Origin of the sequence: Amycolatopsis thailandensis (genome assembly GCF_002234405.1) — a bacterium.
GTDB lineage: Bacteria > Actinomycetota > Actinomycetes > Mycobacteriales > Pseudonocardiaceae > Amycolatopsis > Amycolatopsis thailandensis.
In genome coordinates this window covers 1-23,703 of the sequence record NZ_NMQT01000069.1, presented here as the reverse complement: position 1 = coordinate 23,703, position 23,703 = coordinate 1, and the positions used below count along the sequence as shown (strand labels likewise).

General features: G+C 68.9%; 26 protein-coding genes. 16 read left to right on the top strand and 10 right to left on the bottom strand.

Annotated features, from left to right (window positions below; translation table 11 throughout):
- A partial coding sequence (locus tag CFP71_RS19875; RefSeq protein WP_143267124.1) for a helix-turn-helix domain-containing protein occupies positions 1 to 319 on the top strand: 319 nt, incomplete at its 5' end.
- A 59-nt stretch (positions 320 to 378) separates the two neighbouring features.
- On the top strand, positions 379 to 744 hold the full coding sequence (locus tag CFP71_RS19870; protein ID WP_093935367.1) for an SSI family serine proteinase inhibitor: 366 nt from the start codon (positions 379 to 381) through the stop codon (positions 742 to 744).
- Between the two features lie 323 nt (positions 745 to 1,067).
- On the opposite strand, the gene CFP71_RS19860 is transcribed toward CFP71_RS19870, so the two are convergent.
- The 3 genes from CFP71_RS19860 to CFP71_RS19850 all read right to left on the bottom strand — a co-directional run bounded on the left by CFP71_RS19860 (position 1,068) and on the right by CFP71_RS19850 (position 4,396).
- Positions 1,068 to 2,621: a DUF4153 domain-containing protein gene (locus CFP71_RS19860; protein WP_093935365.1), complete on the bottom strand. Its 1,554-nt coding sequence runs from the start codon at positions 2,619 to 2,621 to the stop codon at positions 1,068 to 1,070.
- A 69-nt stretch (positions 2,622 to 2,690) separates the two neighbouring features.
- On the bottom strand, positions 2,691 to 3,716 hold the full coding sequence (locus tag CFP71_RS19855) for a HAMP domain-containing sensor histidine kinase (protein ID WP_093935364.1): 1,026 nt from the start codon (positions 3,714 to 3,716) through the stop codon (positions 2,691 to 2,693).
- The gene (locus CFP71_RS19850) at positions 3,713 to 4,396 is read right to left on the bottom strand and encodes a response regulator (protein ID WP_167406196.1); all 684 of its coding nucleotides are present in this window, start codon (positions 4,394 to 4,396) and stop codon (positions 3,713 to 3,715) included. Before CFP71_RS19850 ends, CFP71_RS19855 begins: the two co-directional genes overlap by 4 nt.
- Before the next feature lie 241 nt (positions 4,397 to 4,637).
- Here CFP71_RS19850 and CFP71_RS19845 point away from each other — a divergent pair, with 241 nt between their 5' ends.
- The 4 genes from CFP71_RS19845 to CFP71_RS19830 are packed head-to-tail and all read left to right on the top strand — an operon-like array spanning position 4,638 to position 9,387.
- Positions 4,638 to 6,209, top strand: a complete 1,572-nt coding sequence (locus tag CFP71_RS19845; RefSeq protein WP_093935363.1) for an NCS1 family nucleobase:cation symporter-1 — start codon at positions 4,638 to 4,640, stop codon at positions 6,207 to 6,209.
- Entirely contained in the window at positions 6,160 to 7,002 is an 843-nt protein-coding gene (locus CFP71_RS19840; RefSeq protein ID WP_167406194.1) for a nitrilase-related carbon-nitrogen hydrolase, read from the top strand. Before CFP71_RS19845 ends, CFP71_RS19840 begins: the two co-directional genes overlap by 50 nt.
- Positions 7,002 to 8,387 (top strand): dihydropyrimidinase, encoded by a 1,386-nt coding sequence (gene hydA / locus CFP71_RS19835; RefSeq protein ID WP_093935361.1) that lies wholly within the window; start codon positions 7,002 to 7,004, stop codon positions 8,385 to 8,387. The genes CFP71_RS19840 and hydA overlap by 1 nt, the downstream gene beginning before the upstream one ends.
- 10 nt (positions 8,388 to 8,397) lie before the next feature.
- Positions 8,398 to 9,387 (top strand): TIGR03842 family LLM class F420-dependent oxidoreductase, encoded by a 990-nt coding sequence (locus tag CFP71_RS19830; RefSeq protein WP_093935369.1) that lies wholly within the window; start codon positions 8,398 to 8,400, stop codon positions 9,385 to 9,387.
- 77 nt (positions 9,388 to 9,464) lie between these two features.
- Here the strand turns inward: CFP71_RS19830 and CFP71_RS19825 are convergent, their stop codons facing one another.
- Positions 9,465 to 10,952: an FAD-dependent monooxygenase gene (locus CFP71_RS19825; RefSeq protein WP_093935360.1), complete on the bottom strand. Its 1,488-nt coding sequence runs from the start codon at positions 10,950 to 10,952 to the stop codon at positions 9,465 to 9,467.
- A 173-nt stretch (positions 10,953 to 11,125) separates the two neighbouring features.
- Between CFP71_RS19825 and CFP71_RS19820 the strand changes: the two genes are divergently transcribed.
- Complete coding sequence (locus tag CFP71_RS19820; RefSeq protein WP_244199753.1) at positions 11,126 to 12,019, top strand: alpha/beta fold hydrolase; 894 nt, start codon at positions 11,126 to 11,128, stop codon at positions 12,017 to 12,019.
- Between the two features lie 23 nt (positions 12,020 to 12,042).
- On the opposite strand, the gene CFP71_RS19815 is transcribed toward CFP71_RS19820, so the two are convergent.
- The 3 genes from CFP71_RS19815 to CFP71_RS19805 are packed head-to-tail and all read right to left on the bottom strand — an operon-like array spanning position 12,043 to position 14,562.
- Entirely contained in the window at positions 12,043 to 13,278 is a 1,236-nt protein-coding gene (locus tag CFP71_RS19815) for a serine hydrolase domain-containing protein (protein WP_093935359.1), read from the bottom strand.
- Positions 13,279 to 13,288: 10 nt separating this feature from the next.
- The gene (locus CFP71_RS19810; protein ID WP_167406193.1) at positions 13,289 to 14,089 is read right to left on the bottom strand and encodes a siderophore-interacting protein; all 801 of its coding nucleotides are present in this window, start codon (positions 14,087 to 14,089) and stop codon (positions 13,289 to 13,291) included.
- A gap of 29 nt (positions 14,090 to 14,118) precedes the next feature.
- Positions 14,119 to 14,562 carry an SgcJ/EcaC family oxidoreductase gene (locus tag CFP71_RS19805; RefSeq protein WP_093935358.1) on the bottom strand — a complete coding sequence of 148 codons (444 nt, stop codon included), beginning with the start codon at positions 14,560 to 14,562 and terminating at the stop codon, positions 14,119 to 14,121.
- A gap of 113 nt (positions 14,563 to 14,675) precedes the next feature.
- Here CFP71_RS19805 and CFP71_RS19800 point away from each other — a divergent pair, with 113 nt between their 5' ends.
- Positions 14,676 to 15,347: a TetR/AcrR family transcriptional regulator gene (locus CFP71_RS19800; protein ID WP_093935357.1), complete on the top strand. Its 672-nt coding sequence runs from the start codon at positions 14,676 to 14,678 to the stop codon at positions 15,345 to 15,347.
- A 22-nt stretch (positions 15,348 to 15,369) separates the two neighbouring features.
- Here the strand turns inward: CFP71_RS19800 and hemW are convergent, their stop codons facing one another.
- The 3 genes from hemW to CFP71_RS19785 form a co-directional block, all read right to left on the bottom strand.
- Entirely contained in the window at positions 15,370 to 16,584 is a 1,215-nt protein-coding gene (hemW, locus tag CFP71_RS19795) for a radical SAM family heme chaperone HemW (RefSeq protein ID WP_093935356.1), read from the bottom strand.
- 64 nt (positions 16,585 to 16,648) lie between these two features.
- Positions 16,649 to 17,005, bottom strand: a complete 357-nt coding sequence (locus CFP71_RS19790) for a hypothetical protein (protein ID WP_093935355.1) — start codon at positions 17,003 to 17,005, stop codon at positions 16,649 to 16,651.
- A gap of 85 nt (positions 17,006 to 17,090) precedes the next feature.
- Entirely contained in the window at positions 17,091 to 17,504 is a 414-nt protein-coding gene (locus tag CFP71_RS19785) for a VOC family protein (RefSeq protein WP_093935354.1), read from the bottom strand.
- An 82-nt stretch (positions 17,505 to 17,586) separates the two neighbouring features.
- On the opposite strand from CFP71_RS19785, the gene CFP71_RS19780 reads away from it, so the two are divergent.
- The 8 genes from CFP71_RS19780 to CFP71_RS19750 form a co-directional block, all read left to right on the top strand.
- Entirely contained in the window at positions 17,587 to 18,159 is a 573-nt protein-coding gene (locus CFP71_RS19780) for a TetR/AcrR family transcriptional regulator (RefSeq protein WP_093935353.1), read from the top strand.
- 152 nt (positions 18,160 to 18,311) lie between these two features.
- Complete coding sequence (locus CFP71_RS45610) at positions 18,312 to 18,398, top strand: putative leader peptide (RefSeq protein WP_350573702.1); 87 nt, start codon at positions 18,312 to 18,314, stop codon at positions 18,396 to 18,398.
- Between the two features lie 36 nt (positions 18,399 to 18,434).
- Entirely contained in the window at positions 18,435 to 20,129 is a 1,695-nt protein-coding gene (locus tag CFP71_RS19775) for a nitrite/sulfite reductase (RefSeq protein WP_093935352.1), read from the top strand.
- The gene (locus tag CFP71_RS19770; RefSeq protein ID WP_034316341.1) at positions 20,126 to 20,278 is read left to right on the top strand and encodes an eL43 family ribosomal protein; all 153 of its coding nucleotides are present in this window, start codon (positions 20,126 to 20,128) and stop codon (positions 20,276 to 20,278) included. Before CFP71_RS19775 ends, CFP71_RS19770 begins: the two co-directional genes overlap by 4 nt.
- Entirely contained in the window at positions 20,275 to 20,970 is a 696-nt protein-coding gene (locus CFP71_RS19765) for a phosphoadenylyl-sulfate reductase (protein WP_093935351.1), read from the top strand. The genes CFP71_RS19770 and CFP71_RS19765 overlap by 4 nt, the downstream gene beginning before the upstream one ends.
- 11 nt (positions 20,971 to 20,981) lie before the next feature.
- Positions 20,982 to 21,902: a sulfate adenylyltransferase subunit CysD gene (cysD, locus tag CFP71_RS19760; RefSeq protein ID WP_093935350.1), complete on the top strand. Its 921-nt coding sequence runs from the start codon at positions 20,982 to 20,984 to the stop codon at positions 21,900 to 21,902.
- Positions 21,902 to 23,164 carry a sulfate adenylyltransferase subunit 1 gene (locus tag CFP71_RS19755; RefSeq protein WP_093935349.1) on the top strand — a complete coding sequence of 421 codons (1,263 nt, stop codon included), beginning with the start codon at positions 21,902 to 21,904 and terminating at the stop codon, positions 23,162 to 23,164. The genes cysD and CFP71_RS19755 overlap by 1 nt, the downstream gene beginning before the upstream one ends.
- The coding region (locus tag CFP71_RS19750) for a sirohydrochlorin chelatase (RefSeq protein ID WP_093935348.1) at positions 23,161 to 23,703 on the top strand (543 nt) is incomplete at its 3' end. The genes CFP71_RS19755 and CFP71_RS19750, both read left to right, overlap by 4 nt.

The following is a 23,703-nucleotide window of genomic DNA, read 5'->3' as shown; positions in this document are numbered from 1 at the left end:
GCGCGGGCTGCTGCACCTGCTGGCGGGCGACGAACGGATCACCGCGTTCGCCGCGCGGGAGCTCGGCCCCTTGCTGAGCAGGGACGCGGCGCAGGGCAGCAGACTCGTTCAGGCGTTGAGGCATTACTGCGAGCACGGGGGCAACAAGTCGGCGGCGGCGGCCGCCGCGCACACCTCCCGCACCGCGTACTACCAGCAGCTGGCCCGGATCGAGCAGGTCCTCGGGGTGCGGCTGGAAGATCCGGAGTCGATGCTCTCCCTTTATGTCGCCTTGCTCGCGCACGACATCCGAGAAGCGGACGACCACACGTCCGGGTGAGTAAATCTCACCCGAGCGTGGAACACAGTGATCGGGTCACGTCAGCCGATAGTGTTGATATGGCTTTCTTCGAACCGATCGGCGCCTGTGTGCTCGCGCTGGCCTGCATGGCCCCGGCACAACCCGCCGAATCCACGTTCCAACTGACCAGCCACGACGCACGAGGCCGGGTCGGCACCGTCTCGCTCACCTGCGAGCCCACCGGCGGCTCCCACCCCGGACGCGGTGGCGCCTGCGCCAAACTGTCCGAAGTGGACGGAAAGTTCGACAGGCTCCGCGCCGAACCGCGTTCCTGCACCTTGGAGTACAACCCGGTGGACGTCTCCGCGGTCGGGAAGTGGCGCGGCGAACCGGTCACCTATCGCACCTCGTACGCCAACCGCTGCGTCGCCGACACCGAGTCGGCCGGCGTCTTCACCTTCTGACCCGACCGGAAAAGCGGGACGTCGCGGGCACCTCACCGAGGCTGGCACCTGAGGCGATCCGAGCCGAGGTCCGTGAAGGCCTCCTTCCCTACCCTCAAGGTAGGAAAGGAGGCTTTCACCACCTTCCGCGCCCCCGCGGAATCACGTCACCTTTGCCTTACCCCTCGAAGATTCTTTCCAAGACAGGCCGCTGACCCGACCGGAAACCGTTGCCACGGAAGGCTTCCGCTGGGCCACCCCCTCGGTGGCCCAGCGGCCGTCGTTCACCACCGCCTTGATCGCCCTCACCCCCAAGAGGGCGATCAAGGCCGTGGTGTCACGGCTCAGGGACGGGTCGGGTACCGGCACCCGATCCCGTCTCTCGCGGCAACGGGGGTCTGACGCGCGAGGGACCTGCTCAGGTTCCATCCGCGCCAATCATCTTCCGGAATTCCTGTCACGACCGGCTTGAGCACGCAGGACCTCAGCGGTTCCGGCAGCCGGTCCACCGATGGCACGACGTCGGCGGAAAACCGTGACAGGTAACCAGTGTCGAGTGTCTTGCCGTGGGCGAGCCGGTCGATGTTGCGGTCGGCGATGAACCGTTCCGGGTCGAGGACGGCCAGCCCCAGCAGCGCCACGACGGCGGCACCGATGGCAGCGCGCGGCAGCCAGGACGACCGCAGCGGGGCCAGGGATGCCAGCACCAGCAAGAAGATCAGGCCGATCCACAGCTCGCAGACCTCCACCAGCAGTCGCAGCACGGTGAACCCGTACGCCTGCTGGTATGTCCACATGCGACTCAACGCCGACGCGACCAGCACCAGACTGAGCACGCTCAGCGCCCCGAGCAGCCCGCGCTGCCAGGCACGATCGGCCACCGAGGACTTCGGCGCCCACCGCAGCGCGGCGGCGACCAGCAGCAGGGTCAGCACGGTGATCGCGGACAGCTGCCAGAACCCGCTCCTCGCGTACTCGGCCGCCGTCAGACCGCTCGTGGCCAGGACGTATTCGCTGCCGCCGAACAACACGACGAGCCGCACCACGACGAAACTCGTGAAAAGCAGCACCAGGACACCCAGCGGCAACGTCCATTCGAGCCGGTGCGCCAGCCGTTTGCGCGGCGCGTCGTCGTCGGCGGGCAGCGGTGGCGCGGCCAGCAGGTAGCAGGCCCCGGCGACGGCGAACGCGGCCACCACGAAGAGGAAACCCCAGCGCACGAAGGTTCCCGGGTTCAGTTCGGGGATCACCGCGTCGACCACGCTCGCGAAAGCGGCGTCCGCGCCACGCAGCAGCGGGACGAACACGAGCAGCAGCAAGGCGCTCACCAGGACGGGCACCAGGAACTTCGGCCTGCCGCCACCTTCCGTCTTCTTGCCGATCTTCACCAGCCCGCGCCCGATCCACGGGACCGAAAGCAGCGCTTCGATCGGGACCGCGAAGACGTCGTAGACGATCGTGTTGACGGTGCGTTTCCCGACCACCGCGAGCGACCCCGCGACGCAGGCGGCCAGCACGCACAGCACGTTCAGCCACACCGACGCCCGGAACACGCCGACCGCGAGCAACCCGAGCGCGGCCACCGCCCACAACGCGCTGCCCAGGCCGAAATGCGGTTCGGTGTCGCGGCGGGCTCGTTTGTCGGCGAAATAGACGGCCACCGCGAAGGCGAGCCCTGCCACGAACCAGCCGACGCCGGGATCGTCCGGCATGACCACGGCGGCGATCAGCCCGGCCGCGACCGCCGCGGGCAGCACCGAACCGGGCAGCGGCACGATCGACGACTTCGGCGGCACCCGTGGCCGCATCAAGATCGGGACCTGCGGCGCGGGCGGCAAGGTGGCGGTCGCGGACGGCGGCGACGCGTGCGCTTGTTTCTCCTCTTGATCTTCGCTCATCGAATCCTCCAGTTTGCGAAAGCACATTCCGTGGGATGTGAGCGGCCGTCGAAGGAAACGCGGCCGGAGCTAAGGAACGGGGATGACGACGCGGATGACGCAGCCCGTCCGGTGTTCGGGCGTGACCACGGCGATGCTGCCGTCGTGGAGGTCGACCACCCAGCGCGCGATCGCGAGACCGAGGCCGGTGCCCCCGCCACCCGCCCGCTCGCCTCGGGTGAACCGTTCGAACACGCTGTCCCGCTCCCCTGGCGGGATCCCGGGGCCTTCGTCTTCGACCTCGATGACGACGTCGGCACCGCGGGCCTCGGCCCGCACGCGGACCTCTCCCCCGGAAGGTCCGTGCCGGACGGCATTGTCGAGCAGGTTGACCACGACCTGGTAGAGCCGGCCGCGGTCGGCGACGGCGGTCGCGCCGGGCGGCTGGACGTCGACGGTGAACCGCACCCCCCGGCCGGTGGCCCCCGCTTCGGCGGCGACCTCCTCCAGCAGCAGTTCGAGGTCGAACTCCTCCAGCTGCAACGGGAACGCGCCGGCGTCGATCCGCGAGAGGTCGAGCAGTTCCGAAACCAGCCTGCCGAGCCGTTCGGTCTGCTGGAGCGCGGTCTTCAACGTCGCCGGGTCGGGTTTCGCGACCCCGTCGACCAGGTTCTCCAGCACCCCGTTCAGCGCGGTGATCGGCGTGCGGAGTTCGTGGGAGACGTTCGCGATCAGCTCACGGCGGCGCTGATCCGAGGCGTCGAGATCGGCGGCCATCTGGTTGAAGGCGTGCGCCAGCTCCCCGACCTCGTCGCGGGCGGTCGCCCGGACGCGGCGGGTGTAGTCGCCCTTGGCCATCGCGCGGGCGGCGGCGGTCATCTCGCGCAGTGGCCGGGTCATCCCGTGCGCCAGGATCTGCGAGGTGACCACGGCGAGCACCATGGCCGCGATCGTGGTCCGCGGCGGCAGCCAGCCGATCTGCCAGTTGAAGAACGCGAACGCGATACCGCCCGAGGACACCAGCAGGATCGCGAGCTTGAGCTTGATCGAGCGGACCGGGTCGAGCGGCCTCGGCAGCGCGTCGACGATCCGGCCGAACAGCGGGCGGAGCTTCACGAGCCCACCTCCAGGGCGTAGCCGACGCCGTGCACGGTGCGGATGAGGTCCGCGCCCAGTTTGCGGCGCAGTGCCTTGATGTGGCTGTCGACCGCGCGGGTGCCCGAACCGGTGCCCGCGACATCCCAGTCCCAGACCTCGCTCAGCAGGCGTTCCCTCGGTTGCACCGCCCGCGGGCGCTTCGCGAAGTGGACGAGGAGGTCGAACTCGATCGGCGTCAGCTGGGCCTGCGTGCCCGCCCGCGTGACGCGCCGCTGGTCGACGTCGATTTCGAGGTCGCCGAGCACGATCTTCGTGCCCGCTTCGCTCACGTCGGTGCGGGCGGACCGTTCGACGCGGCGCAGCAGCGCGTGCACCCTGGCCGAGAGCACCCGCATGGAGAACGGCTTGGTGAGGTAGTCGTCCGCGCCCACGCCGAGCCCGATCAGCATGTCCGTCTCGTCCGAACGGGCGGTCAGCATCAGCACCGGGACCGGGCGGCGGGCCTGGATCCGGCGGCAGACCTCCAGCCCGTCGAACCCCGGCAGCATCACGTCGAGCACCACCAGGTCCGGCTCCCGCTCGGCGTCCGTCTCGACCCCGGACGGGCCGTCGTGCGCCAGGTCCACCGAAAATCCCTCGGCCCGCAACCGCGCGGCGATGCTTTCGGCGATGGTCACGTCGTCCTCGACGACCAGCACCCGGCGTCCTCCCAGTTCCATGGGGATGACTGTAAGCACCGGCCGTGGAGACCATCCGGGTGAGCTGTGGAGATCCTGTGGAGATGTTTCAGCCGGTTTGCCGGATTACTACGACCGTGTGTGTGACGCACGTCATGCACCGCGATCCCTCGAAAGCAATCGACAGTCTGCGCTCCGACACCATCAACAGTGAACAGTCTGCCAGTCCCACCCACGCGGGGCGGACGAGCACGATTCCGCAATGGAGCCGACGGCACGCGGTACGCAGCACGTGCATCCTGATGGCCGGGTCGAACTCGGCGAGGTCGAGTCCTTGAAGGACAGCCGCTTCTACAACGAAGAACTCGCCCCGGTTCCGGTCGAAAAGCGGACTTGGACCACGTACACCTATTTCGCGCTGTGGATGGGCATGGCGCACAACATCCCGTCCTACGCGCTCGCGGCATCGCTGATCGCGCTCGGGATGAACTGGGTCCAGGCGCTGATCACGATCACCATCGGCAACCTGATCGTCCTGATCCCGATGCTGCTCAACAGCCACGCCGGGACGAAGTACGGCATCCCGTTCCCCGTGTTCGCCCGCGCGTTCTTCGGCATGCGCGGCGCGAATCTGGCGGCGTTGCTGAGGGCGTTCATCGCGTGCGGCTGGTTCGGCATCCAGACCTGGGTCGGCGGTGAGGCGATCTACATCATCGTCGGGCGGCTCGCGGGCTCCGGCTGGAAGGACTCCGCGGTCGTCCTCGGCCAGCATTGGACGCTGTGGCTCTCCTTCGGACTGTTCTGGTTGCTCCAGATGATCATCATCTGGCGCGGGATGGAGGCGGTCCGCCGGTTCGAGAACTGGACGGCGCCGCTGGTGTCGGTCGGCTTCCTGATCCTGCTCGGCTACGTGCTCGTCAAGGCGGGCGGGCTCGGCCCGATCCTGTCCGAACCCGGGAAACTCGGCTGGGGACCGGACTTCTGGAAGGTGTTCGCGCCGTCGCTGATGGCGATGATCGCGTTCTGGTCGACGCTTTCGCTCAACATGCCGGACTTCACCCGCTTCGGCGGCAGCCAGGGCAAACAGGTCCGCGGCCAGCTCCTCGGCCTGCCGACCACGATGACGTTCATCGCGATCGTGGCCATCCTGACCACCTCGGGCGGCAGCGTCCTCTACGGCGAGCAGATCTGGGACCCGGCGAAACTGGCCGACCGGTTCGATTCCCCGGTCGTCGTGGTGGTCGCGCTGATCGCGCTGGTACTGGCGACGGTGTCGGCGAACCTCGCGGCCAACGTGGTCAGCCCGTCCTACGACTTCTCCAACGCGTTCCCGAAGAAGATCACGTTCGCCGTCGGCGGGCTGATCACCGGGATCATCGGCATCCTCATCCAGCCGTGGCGGCTCTACTCGGACCCGAACATCTACATCTTCGCGTGGCTCGGTTTCTACGGCGGCCTGCTCGGCGCTGTCGCCGGGGTGCTCGTCGCCGGCTACTGGGTGGTCAACCGCACCGAACTGAAACTGCGGGACCTCTACTCCGAACGCGGCGTCTACTGGTTCAACGGCGGCTGGAACTGGCGCGCGCTGGTCGCGACACTGATCGGTGCCGTGCTCGCGGTCGGCGGCGCGTACGGCGGGCCGTTCCCCGCCGACGGGCTGATCCCGGTCCTGAAACCGCTCTACGACTACAACTGGGTCGTCGGCCTGGCGGGTGCTTTCGTCGTCTACCTGCTGCTGTCCCTGCCTGAACGCAACCGCACCACCGATATCGAGGAGGATGCAAGTGAGCGACGTGGTCCGAGCCGGATTGATCCAGCAGCGGTGGACGGGTGACAAGGAGTCCATGATCGCGAACGCGGTCGAAGCCATCGGCAAGGCCGCGTCGCAGGGGGCTCAAGTCATCTGCCTGCAGGAGTTGTTCTACGGCCCCTACTTCTGCCAAGTGCAGGACACCGACTACTACTCCTACACCGAGGGCATCCCGGACGGGCCGACGACGAAGCTCATGCAGGAGGTCGCCGAACACCACGGTGTGGTGCTGGTCGTGCCGATGTACGAGGTCGAGCAGCCCGGCGTGTACTACAACACCGCCGCCGTGATCGACGCCGACGGCACCTACCTCGGCAAGCACCGCAAAAACCACATCCCGCAGGTGAAGGGCTTCTGGGAGAAGTTCTACTTCCGCCCCGGGAACATGGGTTACCCGGTGTTCGACACCGCCGTCGGCCGCATCGGCGTCTACATCTGTTACGAGCGGCACTTCCCGGAGGGCTGGCGCGCGCTGGGCCTGGCGGGCGCGAAGATCGTGTTCAACCCGTCGGCGACCAGCCGCGGCCTGTCGGAGTACCTGTGGCGGCTGGAACAGCCCGCGGCCGCCGTCGCGAACGAGTACTACGTCGGCACGATCAACCGCGTCGGCGTGGAACCCTTGGGTGACAACGACTTCTACGGCCAGTCGTACTTCGCGGACCCGCGCGGCCAGCTCGTCGGCGAAGCGGCGTCCGACACCGAGGAGGAGATCGTCGTCCGCGACCTCGACATGGCGAAACTCGCCGAAGTCCGGGATCTGTGGGCCTTCTACCGAGACCGTCGTCCCGACAGCTACGGACCCCTCGCGGAGGCGTGATGACCACCCTGATCAGCGGCGGTCAGGTGCTGTCGACGGCGGGCGCGTCGGCCGCGGACGTCCTCGTCGACGGCGAGACGATCGCGGCCGTCGGCGCCCCCGGCACGCTGGGACCGGCCGACGAGACCATCGACGCCACCGGGAAGTACGTGCTGCCCGGCGGGATCGACGCGCACACCCATATGGAGATGCCGTTCGGCGGGACGCATTCCGTCGACACCTTCGGCACCGGGACGACGGCGGCGGCGTGGGGCGGGACGACCACGATCATCGACTTCGCCGTCCAGGCCAAGGGCACTTCACTACTGTCCACTATGGACAAGTGGCACGCGAAGGCCGACGGCAACTGCGCCATCGACTACGGGTTCCACATGATCGTCTCCGACGTCAACGATTCGTCGTTGAAGGAGATGCAGGCCTGCGTCGACGGCGGGGTCGGCAGCTTCAAGATGTTCATGGCCTATCCGGGGGTCTTCTACTCCACGGACGGCGAGATCCTGCTGGCCATGCAGAAGGCGCGCGAGATCGGCGCGACGATCATGATGCACGCGGAGAACGGCATCGCGATCGACCAGCTGGCCGTGCAGGCGTTCGCCGCGGGGAAGATCGACCCGGTGCAGCACGGGCTCACCCGGCCGCCGGAGCTGGAGGGCGAGGCGACCTCGCGCGCGATCCAGCTGGCCAAGGTGACCGGGGCGCCGCTGTACATCGTGCACCTTTCGGCGTCGCAGGCGCTGGCGGCGGTCGCGGAGGCGCGCGACGACGGGCAGAACGTCTTCGCGGAGACGTGTCCTCAGTATCTCTATCTGTCCATCGAGGACTTGGCGAAGCCGGATTTCGAAGGCTCCAAGTACGTCGCTTCTCCCCCGTTGCGCGAGAAGTCGCATCAGGCGGATCTGTGGCGGGGGCTGCGCACCAACGACCTCTCGGTGGTGTCGACGGATCACTGTCCCTTCTGTTTCAAGGACCAGAAGGAGCTCGGTCGCGGCGACTTCCGCGCGATCCCCAACGGGATCCCCGGTGTCGAGCACCGGATGGACCTGCTGCACCAGGGTGTCGTGGCGGGCGAGCTCACCCTCGGCCGCTGGGTCGAGACCTGCTCGACCACCCCGGCGCGGATGTTCGGGCTGTACCCGCGCAAGGGTGTCATCGCGGCGGGTTCGGACGCGGACATCGTCATCTACGACCCGGCGGCGAAGCAGACCTTGTCGGTCGAGACGCACCACATGAACGTGGACTACTCGGCCTACGAAGGGCTGGAGATCACCGGAAAGGTCGAGACGGTGCTTTCTCGCGGCCGCGTGGTCGTGACGCCGTCCGGGTTCTCGGGCAGTACGACGCACGGGAAATTCCTCTCGCGCGATCTGAACCAATACCTGAACTGAGGCGGTGGCCGTGGACTTCGGGATTGTGCTCCAGACCGACCCGCCCGCACGCGACCTCGTGCGGCTGATGAAGGCCGCCGAGGACGAGGGCTTCCGCTACGGCTGGACGTTCGACTCGTGCGTGCTGTGGCAGGAACCGTTCGTCATCTACTCGCAGATCCTCGCGGCGACGTCGTCGATGATCGTGGGCCCGATGGTGACCAGCCCGGCGACGCGGGACTGGTCGGTGATGGCGTCGACCTTCGCCACGCTCAACGACATGTACGGCAACCGGACGGTGTGCGGCATCGGCCGCGGCGACTCGGCGCACCGGGTGGTCGGCATGCCACCGTCCACTTTGGCCACCGTGCGCGACTGCATGCACGTGGTCAAGGAACTCGCGGAGGGACGCGAGGTCCTGTTGCGGGACAAACCGGTCCAGATCCCCTGGGTCCGCAACGGACGGCTCGAAATGTGGATGGCGGGATATGGGCCGAAGGCGCTGAAGACGGTCGGCGAACACGCGGACGGCTTCATCCTCCAGTGCGCCGATCCCGCGATCGCCCGGTGGACCATCGGTTCGGTCCGCGAGGCCGCCCGTGCGGCGGGGCGGGATCCCGGCGGGATCACGATCTGCCTCGCGGCCCCGGCGTACGTCGGGGACGATCTGGCGCATCAGCGGGAACAGCTGCGCTGGTTCGGCGGGATGGTCGGCAACCACGTCGCGGATCTCGTGGCGCGCTACGGCGATTCCGGACCGGTGCCACGCGAGCTGACCGACTACATCCGTGAGCGGCAGGATTACGACTACTCGCATCACGGGCGGGCGGGGAACCCCTCGGCCGACTTCGTGCCGGACGAGATCGTCGACCGGTTCTGCCTGATGGGCCCGCCTTCGGCGCATGTGGAGCGGCTGGAGGAGCTGGCTTCGCTGGGTGTGGACCAGTTCTCGCTGTACCTCATGCACGATCAGCGGGAAGAGACGCTGAAGCGGTACGGCTCGGACGTCATCGGCCGCTGATTCCACCCGCGTTTCGTCCTCTGGATGCTGCCTCCCACAAGCAAGTACCGCATCCAGAGGACGAAACGCGTGGGCCCTCAGCCGAACCAGGCGGCCAGCGCTTCGCGAAGGCCGTCGCCGTCCCCAGCCCAGGCGACGTACCCGTCCGGGCGGATCAGCAGGACATCGGCCGGCCGGTCCTCGGCCTTCGCGGTGCAGACGTCGACGCCCGCCGCTTCCGCGAGTTCACGCAGTTCCGGCCGCCCCGCGAGATCGAGCAGAACCGGCCGCGCCGCACGCAGCAGTGCGGCGACGCTGGTCGCGCCCTGATCGGTCTCCAGCGCGAGATCCGGGACGAACGTGCCGGCGAGCGCGTGTTCGGAACCGGGCATCGGGTAGCGCAGGTCGGTCCCGGCGACGTGGGCGGACAGCCGTCGCGCGGCCTGCTCGTCGTCCAGCAGTTCCTGGAAGACCGCGCGGAGCGCCTCCGCGGCCTCGTCGTGCCCGCGCCGCAACGCGACCTGCGCCTGGGACTGCAGCAGCGCGCGGGCACCGGCGGCGTGCCGTTCCGCGTGATAGGTGTCCAGCAAGCCCTCCGGAGCCCGCCCCTGGATCTCGGCGGCCAGCTTCCAGGCGAGGTTGACCGAGTCGGACATGCCGACGTTGATCGCCGTGCCGGTGGACGGCAGCAGGTGGGCCGCGTCGCCCGCCAGCAGGACCCTGCCCTCGCGGTAGCGCTCGGCCTGACGGGCGGAGAACTGGTAACGCGAGAGCCGGACCGGCTCGCCCAGCGGGACCTCCTTGCCGAGGACGCGGCGGATGCTTTCCCCGAATTCGGCCAGGGTCATCGGCACGTCGTCGTCGACCTCGCCGGGATCGTCCTCCGTGGTCTGGATGAACACGATCCCCGGCGTCAGCGAGCCGAGCGCGAACACACCGGTGCCGGTGCGGGTGAAGCCCGCCTTGATCCTGCCCAGTTCCGGCGTCTCGATGTCGCCGTCGTCGTGCACGGTCAGCCCCTCCGGGATCTTGACCTGCCCGATCCGGTTGACCTCGGGATAGGTGGTGCCGGGGAACCCGATCCCGGCCATCGACCGGACCGGGCTGCGCCCGCCGTCGCACCCCACCAGGTACGGCGCGGTCAGCTCGTACTCCCCCTCCGGACCGCGGACCCGGGCGGTCACGGAAGTGTCGTCCTGGGACAGTCCGACGACCTCGTGCCCGCGCCGGACCTCCGCGCCGAGTTCGGTGGCGTGCTCCTCCAGCAGCCGCTCCAACAGCGGCTGGCGCACCGAAAGCGCCTTCAGCGGCGGCTCCTCGAACCGGGTGAGGTCGACGTGCACCCCGCCGAACGGGAACCGGTGGGGCGGGACGGGGTCGGTGACGAGTCCCCGCACCCGCTCCAGCAGGCCGCGATAGTGCAGCAGGTCCAGGATCTGCCCGCTGAGGCCGTGGGCCTTCGGTGTCTTGCCCTGTTCCGGCCGCCGTTCCAGGACCAGCGGGCGCGCACCGGCCAGCCGCAGTTCGGCGGCCAGCATCAGACCGGTCGGCCCGGCCCCCACGATGATCACATCGACGTCGGTCAAATCTTCACTCCTGTTCGGCCTGCTCCAGCTACAGCCGAGGATTCTGCGGCAGGAACGGGGTCTTGCCGCAAGCCCCCCGGTGCGCTATATGTTGAACATGGAGGGTTCACCCCACCATTTTTCCGGGTACGCGCCCCAGGGATCGCGCGCCCGCGAGGCGGGACGCTGGGCCGGTGACCATCACCGGAGTCCGCACCGCAGTTCTGCTCACGCTCACCGCACTCACCGCCGTCACGATCGCGCCCGTGGCCTCGGCCGCGCCGAAGGGCATCGCCTGGGGTCCCTGCCCGGCAGGTTCACCGGCGGGCTACGACTGCGCCGAAATCGCCGTCCCGCTGTCCTATCAGGACCCGGACGGCCCTCGGATCACCCTCGCGCTCGGCCGTCTGCCCGCGACGGATCAGAAGCACAAACGCGGCACCGTCTTCACGAATCCCGGTGGCCCCAGGAATCCGGGCCGCTTCAGCGAGTTCCAGACCCCGTCGCTGCACCGGCAGTTCGACATCGTCGGCTTCGACCCGCGCGGAGTCGGCGCCAGCACGCCGATCCGCTGTTTCGCGAGCGACGCGGAAACCGAGCCGCTCAAACGGGTTCTGGGCACCTTCCCGATCACCACCGAGCAGGAGACCCGGCATACCGCCGACGTCCGCGAGGTCGCCGCCTCGTGCGGCCGCAACGCCGGACCGCTGCTCGGACATCTGTCGACCACGAACGTCGCCCGGGATCTGGACCGGCTGCGCGAAGCCGCCGGTGAGCCCCGCCTGCGCTACTACGGCCTTTCGTACGGCACCTATCTCGGCGAGGTGTACGCCAACCTGTTCCCGCATCGCGTCGGCGCCTTGGCCCTGGACGCCGTCGACGATCCGATCGCCTGGTCCACCGGGCACCGCCCGGAGGACGCGAAGAGGCACTGGTTCGAGATGAGCCCGCTCGCGCGGATCGTTCGGGCGTCGCGGTCGGTGACCACGGTGACGGCGAACCCGTGTCTCCGCAGGCCCAGGGCCAGGCCGGCTTGCCCGGCCCCGACCACCACGATCCGGCGCATGAGGACCCCTGCCGTCGGCTGAGTCCCAGTGTGGCCGGATTCCCGTCAGTCGACCAGGGCCTGGTACACGAGATTGCGCAGTTCGACGCGGATCGGATAGGTCGTGGACGGCAGCAGCTGGGTGAAGAACAGCACCGTGACGTCCTCGTCCGGATCGACCCAGAACGCGGTGCTCGCCGCGCCGCCCCAGGCGAATTCCCCGGCGCTGGCGAGGGTTTTCGCCTTCACCGGGTCGTCGAGCACGGAAAAGCCCAGCCCGAAGCCGAAACCGTCGTACGGCGCCTCGGAGAACACGCCGCTTCCGTAGGTCTCCAGATCCACGCCGCCCGGCAGGTGGTTGGTGGCCATGAGCCGCACCGTGCGCGGGCCGAGCAGCCGGACGCCGTCGAGTTCGCCGCCGCGCAGCAGCATCTGCGTGAAACGGTGGTAGTCGCCCGCCGTCGCGACCAGACCACCGCCGCCCGAGAAACACGACGGCGCGACCCGGCCGACGGTGCCCATCTCGTCGTGCCGGAACGGCGCCTTGGTCGCCGGGTGGGGCACGTAAAGCGCGGCCAGCCTGCCCAAAGCGTCCGGATCGGTCTGGAACCCGGTCTCGGTCATGCCGAGCGGGATGAAGATCCGTTCGCGGAAGAAGGCGTCGAGCGGTTGTCCGGAGACGACCTCGACGAGCCTGCCGAGGATGTCCGTCGCGACCGAATAGTTCCACTCCGAACCGGGCTGGAACAGCAACGGCTGCCGCGCGATCGCCTCGGAGAACCCTGCCAGGTCGAGCCCCGGCGGGGTCCCCCAGTCGAATCCGGCTTCGCGGTAGGCCGAGTCGACCGGATGCGTGCGGTGGAACCCGTAGGTCAGCCCCGCGGTGTGGGTGAGCAGATGCCAGAGGCGGATCGGCTCGGTCGCGGGCTCGGTCATCATCTTGACCGACGATCCGGCCGTGAAGACCCGCGGCTCCGCGAATTCGGGCAACCAGCGGGAAATCGGGTCCTTGAGGTCGATGAGTCCCGCTTCGACGAGCATCATCGCGGCGACCGAGGTGACCGGCTTCGTCATCGAGAAGACCCGCCAGATCGTGTCGGTCTCGACCGGCAGCCCGGCTTCGATGTCGCGCATCCCGTTCGACGCGAGATGCGCGACCTTCCCGTTCCTGGTCACCACGGCCAGGTACCCGGGAAGCAGATTCCGCTCCAGGTACCCGTCGAAGTGCTCGTCGATCCGTCGCAGCCGCTCCGCGTCGAAACCCGCCTCGGCCGGGTCGACGTCCACCTTCAGCTCGATCATGTGACCGAGGCTACGCGTTCCGCTCGGCCTGTTTCTCCAGTCGCCACGCCTCGTCGGTCTTCCCGATCCGCCAGTATCCGGAGATCGACAGCAGGTCGCGCCGCATCCCCCGGTCGTCCAGCAGGTGACGGCGCAGGTCCCGCACGAACCCGGCCTCGCCGTGCACGAACGCCTGCACGACGCCGTCACGCCACTCGATCGCGCGAACGGCGGCCGCGAGGTCGTCGCCACGGCTCCGGTGCAGCCAGGTGATCCGCGCGTCGCCCTTGGTGGTCAGCGTCTGCTCTTCGGCCTCGTCCTCCACGAGGATGACGGCGTGCACGGGAACGCCCGCCGGCATCGCTTCGAGGGAAGCGGCGATGGCCGGGAGGGCGCTCTCGTCCCCGGCGAGCAGATGCCAGTCGGCCTCCTCGCCCGGCGCGTACGCTCCCCCGGGTCCGGAGATCAGCAGCTCGTCGCCGGGTTTCGCGGCGGCGGCCCACGGTCCGGCGACGCCTTCGTCACCGTGGTGGACGAAGTCGAGCACCAGCTCGCCGAGATCGCGGTCGAAGGCCCGGACGGTGTAGGAGCGCATCCGCGGCCACTGCTCACGTGGCAGTTCTTCGCGGACCCGCGCCAGGTCGAACGGTTCGGGATACTCGACGCCGGGCACCCGGAAGTGCACCTTGACGTAGGCGTCGGTGAATTCGTTGGGCCGGAACGAAGAGATCTCTTCGCCCCCGGCGACGATCCGGACCATGTGCGGGGTGATCCGCTCGGTGCGCAGCACCCGCAACCGGGTCGCCGATACCGCTCTCCGCGCCTCGGCCATCCACGATTCCTTTCCTGGGTTAGGTGAACCTAACCGAGCGTACGCCTCTCGCCGCCCGGGCGGGCGCCCGCGGCCGGATCGCTCACCCGGGTGTTCTGGAAGGACGCGACGCGCCAGCCTTCGGGTTCCTCCACGAGCACGTAGGTCAGCGTCGATTCCCGGCCCGGCTCGGGCTTGTCGGCACCCGACAGCGACGACCCGCCGCCGGACACGACGATCGCGACGTCCGGCCGGATGAACCGCACCGTGGGCTCTCCACCGCCCGGCACCAGCTTCGATCCCTTCATCAGCCCCTCGAACAGGGCCCGATGCGAGCTTTCGATGAGCGCGCGGCCCGGCATGTTCATCCCGAAGAAGGTCACGTAGTCGGCGTCCTCGGTGAACAGCCGCGCGTACGCGGCCGCGTCGCCGTCGTTCCACGCGTCGGTGAGCCGGCCCAGCACCGCCAGGACTTCGTTCTGTCGTTCGGTCATGGTGTCCTCCAGTTAGACGAACGGCGTTCGTGTTACGAACACCGTTCTACAGACGAACGGCGTTCGCGTCAAGTAGAGTTCCCGGCGGAACCCCGGACCAGGAGGCGAACGAAGTGAGCAGGCCCCGGCGTCGCGCCGACAAACCCGTGCTGTCCCAGGAGCTCGTGGTGAAGACGGCACTGGACCTCCTCGCCGCGGAAGGGCTGGAGGCGGTGAGCATGCGGCGTGTGGCCCAGGCGCTGGAAACCGGTCCCGCGTCGCTCTACGCCCATGTCGCGAACAAGGAAGAGCTCCACGAGCTGATGGTCGACCACGTCCTCGCCTTCGGCCCGTTCCCCGAACCCGATCCGGAGCGATGGGTGGAGCAGGCGAAGGACCTGCTGCGGGACAACGTGCGCGCGCTGACGTCGGTCCCGGGCATCGCCAAGATCGCGTGGGCCATCCCCGTACCGGTCGGCGCGAACGCCCTCCAGCAGGCCGAAGCCATGCTCGCGGTGCTGCGCGCGGGCGGGCTCGACCTCAAGCGGGCGTTGTTCGCCGCCGACGCGTTATGGCTCTACGCCAAGGCTTTCGCTTACGAAGGGGCCGGCTGGCAGCACGGCGACATCGACCTGGCCGAGCAGGAGGAACGCGGCAAGCGGATGGTCGAGTACATGACATCGTTCCCGCCCGGCGCGTTCCCGAACCTGCTGAGCGCGGGCGAGTACTTCACCGAGGAGACCGCGCAGGAGCGCTTCGAGTTCGCCATCGACCTGTTCCTCGCCGGGCTGGTGTCCAGGAGCTGAACGACGCTTGCGCCTCTGGGGCTCAGGTGAGCCGTCGCACCAGGCCGTCCGCCAGCAGCCGCCCGCGGTCGGTCAGCACCGCTCGCCCCTGACCGTCCAAAGCGGACTGATCCAGCAATCCTTCGGCGGCGGCGGCGCGGGCTTCGGCGCGACCGTCGTCGTCGAGGGCGTCGAGCGGAAGTCCTTCGGACAGCCGGAGTTCGAGCATCACGCGTTCCAGATGCCGGTCCTCCCCGGTCAGCAGTTCGCGGCCCGCGGCGGGCGACTCACCGGCGGCGAGCGAGGCGGCATACCGGGCCGGATGCTTGACATTCCACCAGCGGACGCCGCCGACGTGGCTGTGCGCGCCGGGTCCGGCGCCCCACCAGTCACCGCCACGCCAGTAGCCGATGTTGTGCCGGCAGCGGGCCTCTTCCGAGGTCGCCCAGTTGGACACCTCGTACCAGCGCAGACCGGCCGAGGCGAGGACGCGGTCGATCATCTCGTAGTCGGCGGCCAGCACGTCGTCGTCCGGCGCGGGCAGTTCGCCGCGGCGGATGCGGCGAGCGAGCGCGGTGCCCTCCTCGACGATCAGCGCGTACGCCGAGACGTGGTCGACACCGGCGGCGAGCACCGCGTCCAGCGACGCCTGGAGGTCTTCGATCCGCTCCCCCGGCGTGCCGTAGATGACGTCGAGGTTGACGTGCTCGAATCCGGCGGCGCGCGCCTCCTCTGCGGCCGCGACCGGACGGCCCGCGGTGTGCACGCGGTCCAGGATCCGCAACACGTGCTGGGCGGCCGACTGCATGCCGAGCGAGATCCGGTTGTACCCGGCGTCGCGGATCCCCGCGAAGAACTCCGGCGAGGTGGACTCCGGATTGGATTCGGTCGTCACCTCGGCGTCCGGCGCGAGACCGAAGGTGTCCCGGACGGCGTCGAGGACGCTTCGGAGCCCGTCCGCGCCGAGCAGGGACGGCGTTCCTCCGCCGACGAAGACGGTGTCGACCGCGGGCGGCTTCCCCAGCACGCGCGCGGCGAGGTCGAACTCGCGCTTGAGGCCTTCGAGCCAGGACTGGGGCGACGAAGCGCTGTCGAGCTCTCCGGCGGTGTAGGTGTTGAAGTCGCAGTAGCCGCAGCGGGTCGCGCAGAAGGGGACGTGCACGTAGACGCCGAACGGCCGGGTGCCGAGTCCTTCCAGCGCGCTCTCGGGGAGCGCCGACTCGACGGGCGTGGTGGTTTCGGGCAGCAGAGCGGGCACACCCCAGTGTCCCCCACGCCGTGAAGGCCTCTTTCCCCGGGGAAAGAGGCCTTCACGGAACGCGCTATCTGTCGGCGATGTACACCTTGACCGAGGTGGAGCGGGTGCCGTCCTCGAACCGCACCCAGACGAGGGTCTCCAGGTTCATCGAGTAGTCGTTGACCACGTAGTCGAGCGACCAGTCGCCGTTGTCGTCCGTGGCGGCGTCACGGCTCATGGGCACCTCGACCAGCACCATCTGGGACAGATGCCCCCGCACGTTCGGCGAGCAGCCGACCGCCTCGAACCGGTGCGAGCCACCCTTGGGCAGCACCGCCCCCTCTTCGGGCGAAACCAGTCTGCATCCCTGCTGAGCCCCGGAAGCCGTACCCGGGATCAGCAGGGACGCCAGCACCATCGCGGCGACCAACCATCGGCGCATGCGCAACTCCTCCGTCCTCTGTGGATCGGAGACCGAAGCTAGCGGCGACGAGGGCCGGGCGCGGGCTCACTCACCCGAAGCGGTACTAGGCCAACCCGTTAGCGGCCAACCACTCCGCGGACGGCGGGATCGGCTCGATGATGTCGATCAGGAAGCCGTTCGGGTCCTCGATGTAGAAGTGCCGCTGCCCGAAGTCCTCGTCCACGAGTTCCGTCACGAACTTGACTCCCTCTCCGCGCAGGCGCTCGTACTCGCCCACCGCGTCGGCGACCATCAGCCCGACCATCGACCCGGCGGGCTCCTGCGCCCGCCAGGGCTCCGGCGTGGCCTTGTGACCGCGCTTCACGAAGCTCATTTCATAGCCCTCCGCGCCGACGTTGAGGCTGGAGAACCAGTCCAGCTCGATCGTCACCGTCAGGTGCAGGTGCCGCTTCCACCAGGCGGTGGTCTCGGCGATGTCGTCGACGACCACGCAGGCACCGAAACCGTTGAGTTGCATCTGGTGTTTCCTCCCAGTTCGAACCACTTTATGTGTAGTACTATAAACATAGTGGTTTGGATGAGGCAAGGAGAATGTCCCGATGCGACAGAACCCGGAGCGCCGGACCGCGCTCACCGACGCCGCCATCACCGTCCTCGCCCGCGAGGGCGCCCGCGGGCTGACCTACCGCGCCGTGGATGTCGAGGCGGACGTCCCGCCGGGAACGACGTCCAACTACTTCCGCAACCGGGACCAGTTGCTCGGCGAAGTCGGCGTCCGCGTGCAGGAGCGGCTGTCGGCACCGGCCGAGGTGATGGAGAACCCGCAGGCGGAGTCGCCGTCCCACGACCGGGTCGGCGTCCTGCTGGGCGAGCTCATGGGACGGCTGACCGGCCATCGCGAGCCTTATCTCGCCTTGCTCGAACTCCGGCTCGAAGCCACCCGGCGCCCGGATCTTTCGGCGGAGCTGACCAAGACCGTCCGCGAGGGCATCGACATGAGCGTCGACTGGCACGTCGCGGCGGGGATGCCGGGCGGGCGCGCCGAGGTGCTGCTGATGTACCTCGCGCTGACCGGGCTCACCGTCGAACGACTCACCTTGCCGGAGGTGCTCGCGGACGTCACCGACGAAGACGTCATCCGCATCCTCGTGGACCGCGTCCTGCCTTCTTGAGCCGTGCGCGTTCTGCGTCACAGTGGCGATGACAAGTCCGGGCTTGACCCGCAAAACAGGTCCATGACCTGTGAAAACAGTCGACTTCGGACCTCGTTCCCAGCATTCGGACCGGCCTAGACCACATAGTGGGCGCGTGGCACGCTGAATGAATGACCCGCGCCGGAATCAGCCTCGTGGCACGCCGCCACGTGGATCTCCGTCGTGTGGCGAGCGCGCTCTGTGCGACGAACCGCTGACTCCCCGCCACCACCACGATCAGCCGGAGGACTCCCATGTCGTCGCCCACGCGCGAGACCCCTGCCCGCACGCCCCGGGTCAAACAGAAACGGGGCGAGGGACAGTGGGCACTGGGCTACCGCGAACCGCTCAACCCCAACGAGCGGTCCAAGAAGGATGACAACCCGCTCAACGTCCGTGCGCGGATCGAGAACATCTACGCCCGCGGCGGGTTCGACTCGATCGACCCCGGCGACCTCCGCGGCCGGTTCCGCTGGTTCGGCCTCTACACCCAGCGCAAGCCCGGGATCGACGGCGGCCGCACCGCGACGCTGGAGCCCGAGGAGCTCGACGACCGCTACTTCATGCTGCGGGTCCGGCTCGACGGCGGCGCGCTGACCACCGAACAGCTCGCCGTGCTCGCCGAGATCTCGCAGACCCACGCGCGCGACACCGCCGACATCACCGACCGGCAGAACATCCAGTACCACTGGATCCGGATCGAGGACGTCCCGACGATCTGGGCGAAGCTGGAGAAGGCCGGGATGACCACGATGGAGGCCTGCGGCGACAGCCCGCGCGTCATCCTCGGCTCCCCGGTGGCCGGTATCGCCGCCGACGAAATCATCGACGGCACGCCCGCGATCGACGAGATCAAACGCCGCTACATCGGCGATCCGCGCTACTCGAACCTGCCGCGCAAGTTCAAGACCGCGGTCTCCGGGCAGCAGGACGTCGTGCACGAGATCAACGACGTCGCCTTCGTCGGCGTGAACCACCCCGAACACGGCCCCGGGTTCGACGTCTGGGTCGGCGGCGGGCTGTCCACCAACCCGATGATCGGCCAGCGGCTCGGCGCCTGGGTCTCGCTCGACGAGGTCCCCGACGTCTGGGAAGGCGTGATCAGCGTCTTCCGCGACTACGGCTACCGGCGGCTCCGCGCCCGCGCCCGGATCAAGTTCCTGGTGAAGGACTGGGGTGTCGCGAAGTTCCGCCAGGTGCTGGAGGACGAGTACCTCAAGCGCAAGCTGGCCGACGGCCCCGCGCCCGAAGTGCCCGCGACCCAGATCGACCACGTCGGCGTGCACCCGCAGATCGACGGCAAGTTCTACGTCGGCGCCGCGCCGGTCGCCGGCCGCGTCTCCGGGGCCACCCTGCTGGCGGTCGCCAAGGCGGCCGAGCGGGCCGGATCGAACCGGGTCCGCCTGACCCCGCACCAGAAACTCGTGGTCCTCGACGTCCCCGAGGCCGAGGTGGGCGGGCTGAAGACCGAACTGGCCGACCTCGGCCTGCAGACCGAGCCGTCGCCGTGGCGGCGCGGAATCATGGCCTGCACCGGCCTGGAGTTCTGCAAGCTCGCGATCGTCGAGACGAAGGCCCGCGCGATCGAACTGGTCACCGACCTGGAGAAGCGCCTGGCGGACATCCAGGCCGAGATCGAAAACCCGGTGACCGTGCACCTCAACGGCTGCCCGAACTCCTGCGCCCGGGTCCAGACCGCCGACATCGGGCTCAAGGGCCAGATCGTCACCGACGACGACGGCAACCAGGTCGAAGGCTTCCAGGTGCACCTCGGCGGCGGCCTCGGCCTCGACGCCGGCTTCGGCCGGAAACTGCGCGGGCACAAGGTGACCGCGTCGGAGCTGACCGCGTACGTCGAACGGGTCGTGCGGGCGTACGTCTCCGGCCGCGAACCCGGCGAGCGATTCCCCCAGTGGGTCCTGCGGGCCGACGAAGGCCTCTTGCAATGACCGAGCGGGCGACGCCGTACTACTGCCCTTTCTGCGGCGATGAAGACCTGCGGCCCGAAGAGGGCGGCTCCTGGCTGTGCTCGGGCTGCCGCCGGGTCTTCACCGTGAAGTTCCTCGGACTGTCCTTTCCGGAGGTGTCGCAAGGATGACCGCCACTGCCGACTACAAGACCCTCGCCGAACGAGCCTCGAAGGAGCTCGCGGAGGCGACCGCGACCGAGGCCCTGCGCTGGACCGCGGACACGTTCGGCGACGACTTCATCGTCGCTTCGAACATGCAGGACGCCGTCCTCATCGATCTGGCCACCAAGGTCAAATCCGACGTGGACGTGCTGTTCCTGCAGACCGGCTACCACTTCCCGGAGACCATCGGCACCCGTGACGCGGTGCAGGCGGTCTACCCCGGCGTGCGGATCGTCAACGCCGAGGCCGCGCAGAGCGTCGCCGAACAGGACGCGGAGTACGGCCCGAAACTGCACGAGCGCGACCCGAACCAGTGCTGCCACCTCCGCAAGGTCGTACCGCTGCGGAACACGCTCGCGAAGTACTCGGCGTGGGTGACCGGCGTCCGCCGCGTCGACGCGCCGACCCGCGCGAACACTCCGATCGTCACCTGGGACGACCGCAACGGGCTGGTGAAGATCAACCCGATCGCGCCCTGGTCCGACGACGAGTTCAACGGCTACATCAGCGAACACGGGATCCTCGAGAACCCGTTGGTGTCCATCGGTTATCTGTCGATCGGCTGCGCGCCGTGCACCGCGAAGGTCGCTCCGGGCCAAGACCCGCGCAGCGGTCGCTGGGCGGGGCAGGGCAAGACCGAATGCGGCCTGCACGGGTGAGAAGGGACGAAATGACCACGCTCGAACCGGCCGCGGATGCCGCTCAGGACAACTTGGCGGCACTGGAATCCGAGGCCATCCACATCTTCCGCGAGGTGGCGGGTGAGTTCGACCGGCCGGTGATCCTGTTCTCGGGCGGCAAGGACTCGACGCTCCTGCTGCACCTGGCGATCAAGGCGTTCTGGCCCGCGCCGGTGCCGTTCCCGTTGCTGCACGTGGACACCGGGCACAACCTCGACGAGGTCATCGACTTCCGCGACCGGGTGGTCGAGCAGCACGGGCTGCGGCTGCTCGTGGCGAAGGTGCAGGACTGGATCGACGACGGCAGGCTCGAAGAGCGCGCCGACGGGATGCGCAACCCGTTGCAGACCACTCCGCTGCTCGACACGATCGCCGAGAACAAGTTCGACGCGGTCTTCGGCGGCGGGCGCCGCGACGAGGAACGCGCCCGCGCCAAGGAGCGGATCTTCAGTCTCCGCAACGCTTTCGGCCAGTGGGAACCGCGTCGCCAGCGCCCCGAACTGTGGAACCTCTACAACGGCCGCCACCGCCCCGGTGAACAGGTCCGCGTCTTCCCGCTGTCCAACTGGACCGAGGCCGACGTCTGGAACTACATCGCGCGGGAGAAGGTCGAACTGCCGTCGATCTACTACGCGCACCGTCGCGAGGTCTACCAGCGCGACGGCATGTGGCTGACCGAAGGCCCCTGGGGCGGGCCGCGGCCGGGTGAGCTCGTCCGGGAACTCACGGTGCGCTACCGGACCGTCGGCGACGGTTCGTGCACCGGCGCCATCGAATCGACCGCCGCCACGGTGGACGAGGTCATCGCCGAGGTCTCGGCCTCCCGGCTCACCGAACGCGGCGCCACCCGCGCCGACGACCGGATGTCGGAGGCGGCGATGGAAGACCGCAAGCGGGAAGGGTACTTCTGATGTCCAGCCTCCTCAGGCTCGCGACCGCGGGCAGTGTGGACGACGGGAAGTCGACCCTGGTCGGGCGGCTCCTGTACGACACCAAATCCGTCCTCGCCGACCAGCTGGACGCGGTCACCCGCGCCAGTGTCGACAAAGGACTGTCCACTCCGGACCTTTCGCTGCTGGTGGACGGCTTGCGCTCGGAACGCGAGCAGGGCATCACGATCGACGTGGCGTACCGGTATTTCGCGACACCGAAACGCAGCTTCGTGCTCGCGGACACCCCCGGCCACGTGCAGTACACGCGGAACACGGTGACCGGGGCGTCCACCGCGCAGCTGGCCGTGCTGCTGGTCGACGCGCGCAAGGGCGTCATCGAGCAGACCCGCCGTCACGCCGCCGTACTCGCCCTGCTGGGCGTCCCGAATCTGGTGCTGGCGGTGAACAAGATCGACCTCGTCGGCTACGACGAGGCGACGTTCACCGTGATCGCCGAGGAGTTCGCCGAGCACGCCGCGTCTCTGGGCTACGAGCGGGGTTCCGTGCTCGCGGTGCCGGTTTCGGCGCTGGTGGGCGACAACGTGGCGGAGAAGTCGGACAAGACCCCGTGGTACTCCGGCCCGACCCTGCTGGAGCATCTGGAGACCGTGCCCGTGGCGCCGGATCCGCACGATTCGGCGTTCCGGTTCCCGGTGCAGTACGTGATCCGGCCGCGCACGGCCGACCACCCCGACTACCGCGGGTACGCGGGACAGATCGCGGCGGGCACCGTCCGGCCGGGCGACGAGATCGTCGTGCTCCCGCAGGGGATCCGCAGCCGGGTCGAAGGCATCGACACCGCCGACGGGCCGCTCGCCGAAGCCGGCGCGGGCACCTCGGTGACCCTGTTGCTCGCGGACGACCTCGACATCTCGCGGGGCGACCTGATCGCCGCCGCCGACCGGCAGCCGACGGTGACCGACGAGATCACCGCGACCCTGTGCTGGCTCTCCGCGAAGGCTCTCAAGCCGGGCGCGCGGGTACTGGTGAAGCACGGCACGCGGACGGTGCAGGCCCTGGTCGGCGAGCTCCACGCCCGGTTCGACGAGCAGACGTTGTCCAGTGTGGACGATCCGGCTACCTTGGAGCTCAACGACATCGGCAGGGTGACGTTGAGGCTGGCCGAAGAGATCGGCGTGGACGACTACGGCGTCAGCCCGCGGACGGGCGCGTTCCTGGTCATCGACCCGAAGGACGGCGACACCCTCGCCGCCGGACTCGTCGGCGAAAGGTTCGCATGACCCCACCGCCACTGGTAGCCGTCGCCCACGGCAGCCGCGATCCGCGGTCCGCGGCGACCATCCGCGCCCTGCTCGACGTCTCCCGGGGGCTCGCGCCGGGTCTCGACATCCGCGAGTCCTTTTTGGACCTCTCGGAGCCGTCGCTGACCGATGTCCTGCGCGGTCTCCACGCCGAAGGGCACCGCGAGGTCGTCGTGGTGCCGCTGCTCCTCGGCGTGGCCTATCACGCCCGGGTCGACCTTCCCGCGCTCGTCGCCGAGGTGACCGCGGACCGCCCGGGCCTCGACGTGCGGGTTTCCGCGGTGCTGGGCATCGACCCGCTCATCGAGACGGTCGCCTTGGACCGGCTCACCGAAGCGGGCGCGGACCTGAACGATCCCGGCTTGGGTGTCCTGCTGGCGGGCGTCGGCTCGTCGAACGTCGCGGCGAACGACGCCGTCGCCGGGATCACCACCCGCTGGCACCTGCGTCGCGGACTGCTCGCGACACCGGCGTTCGCCGGCGCCGCGCAGCCGGACGTGCCCGCCGCCATCGCGCGG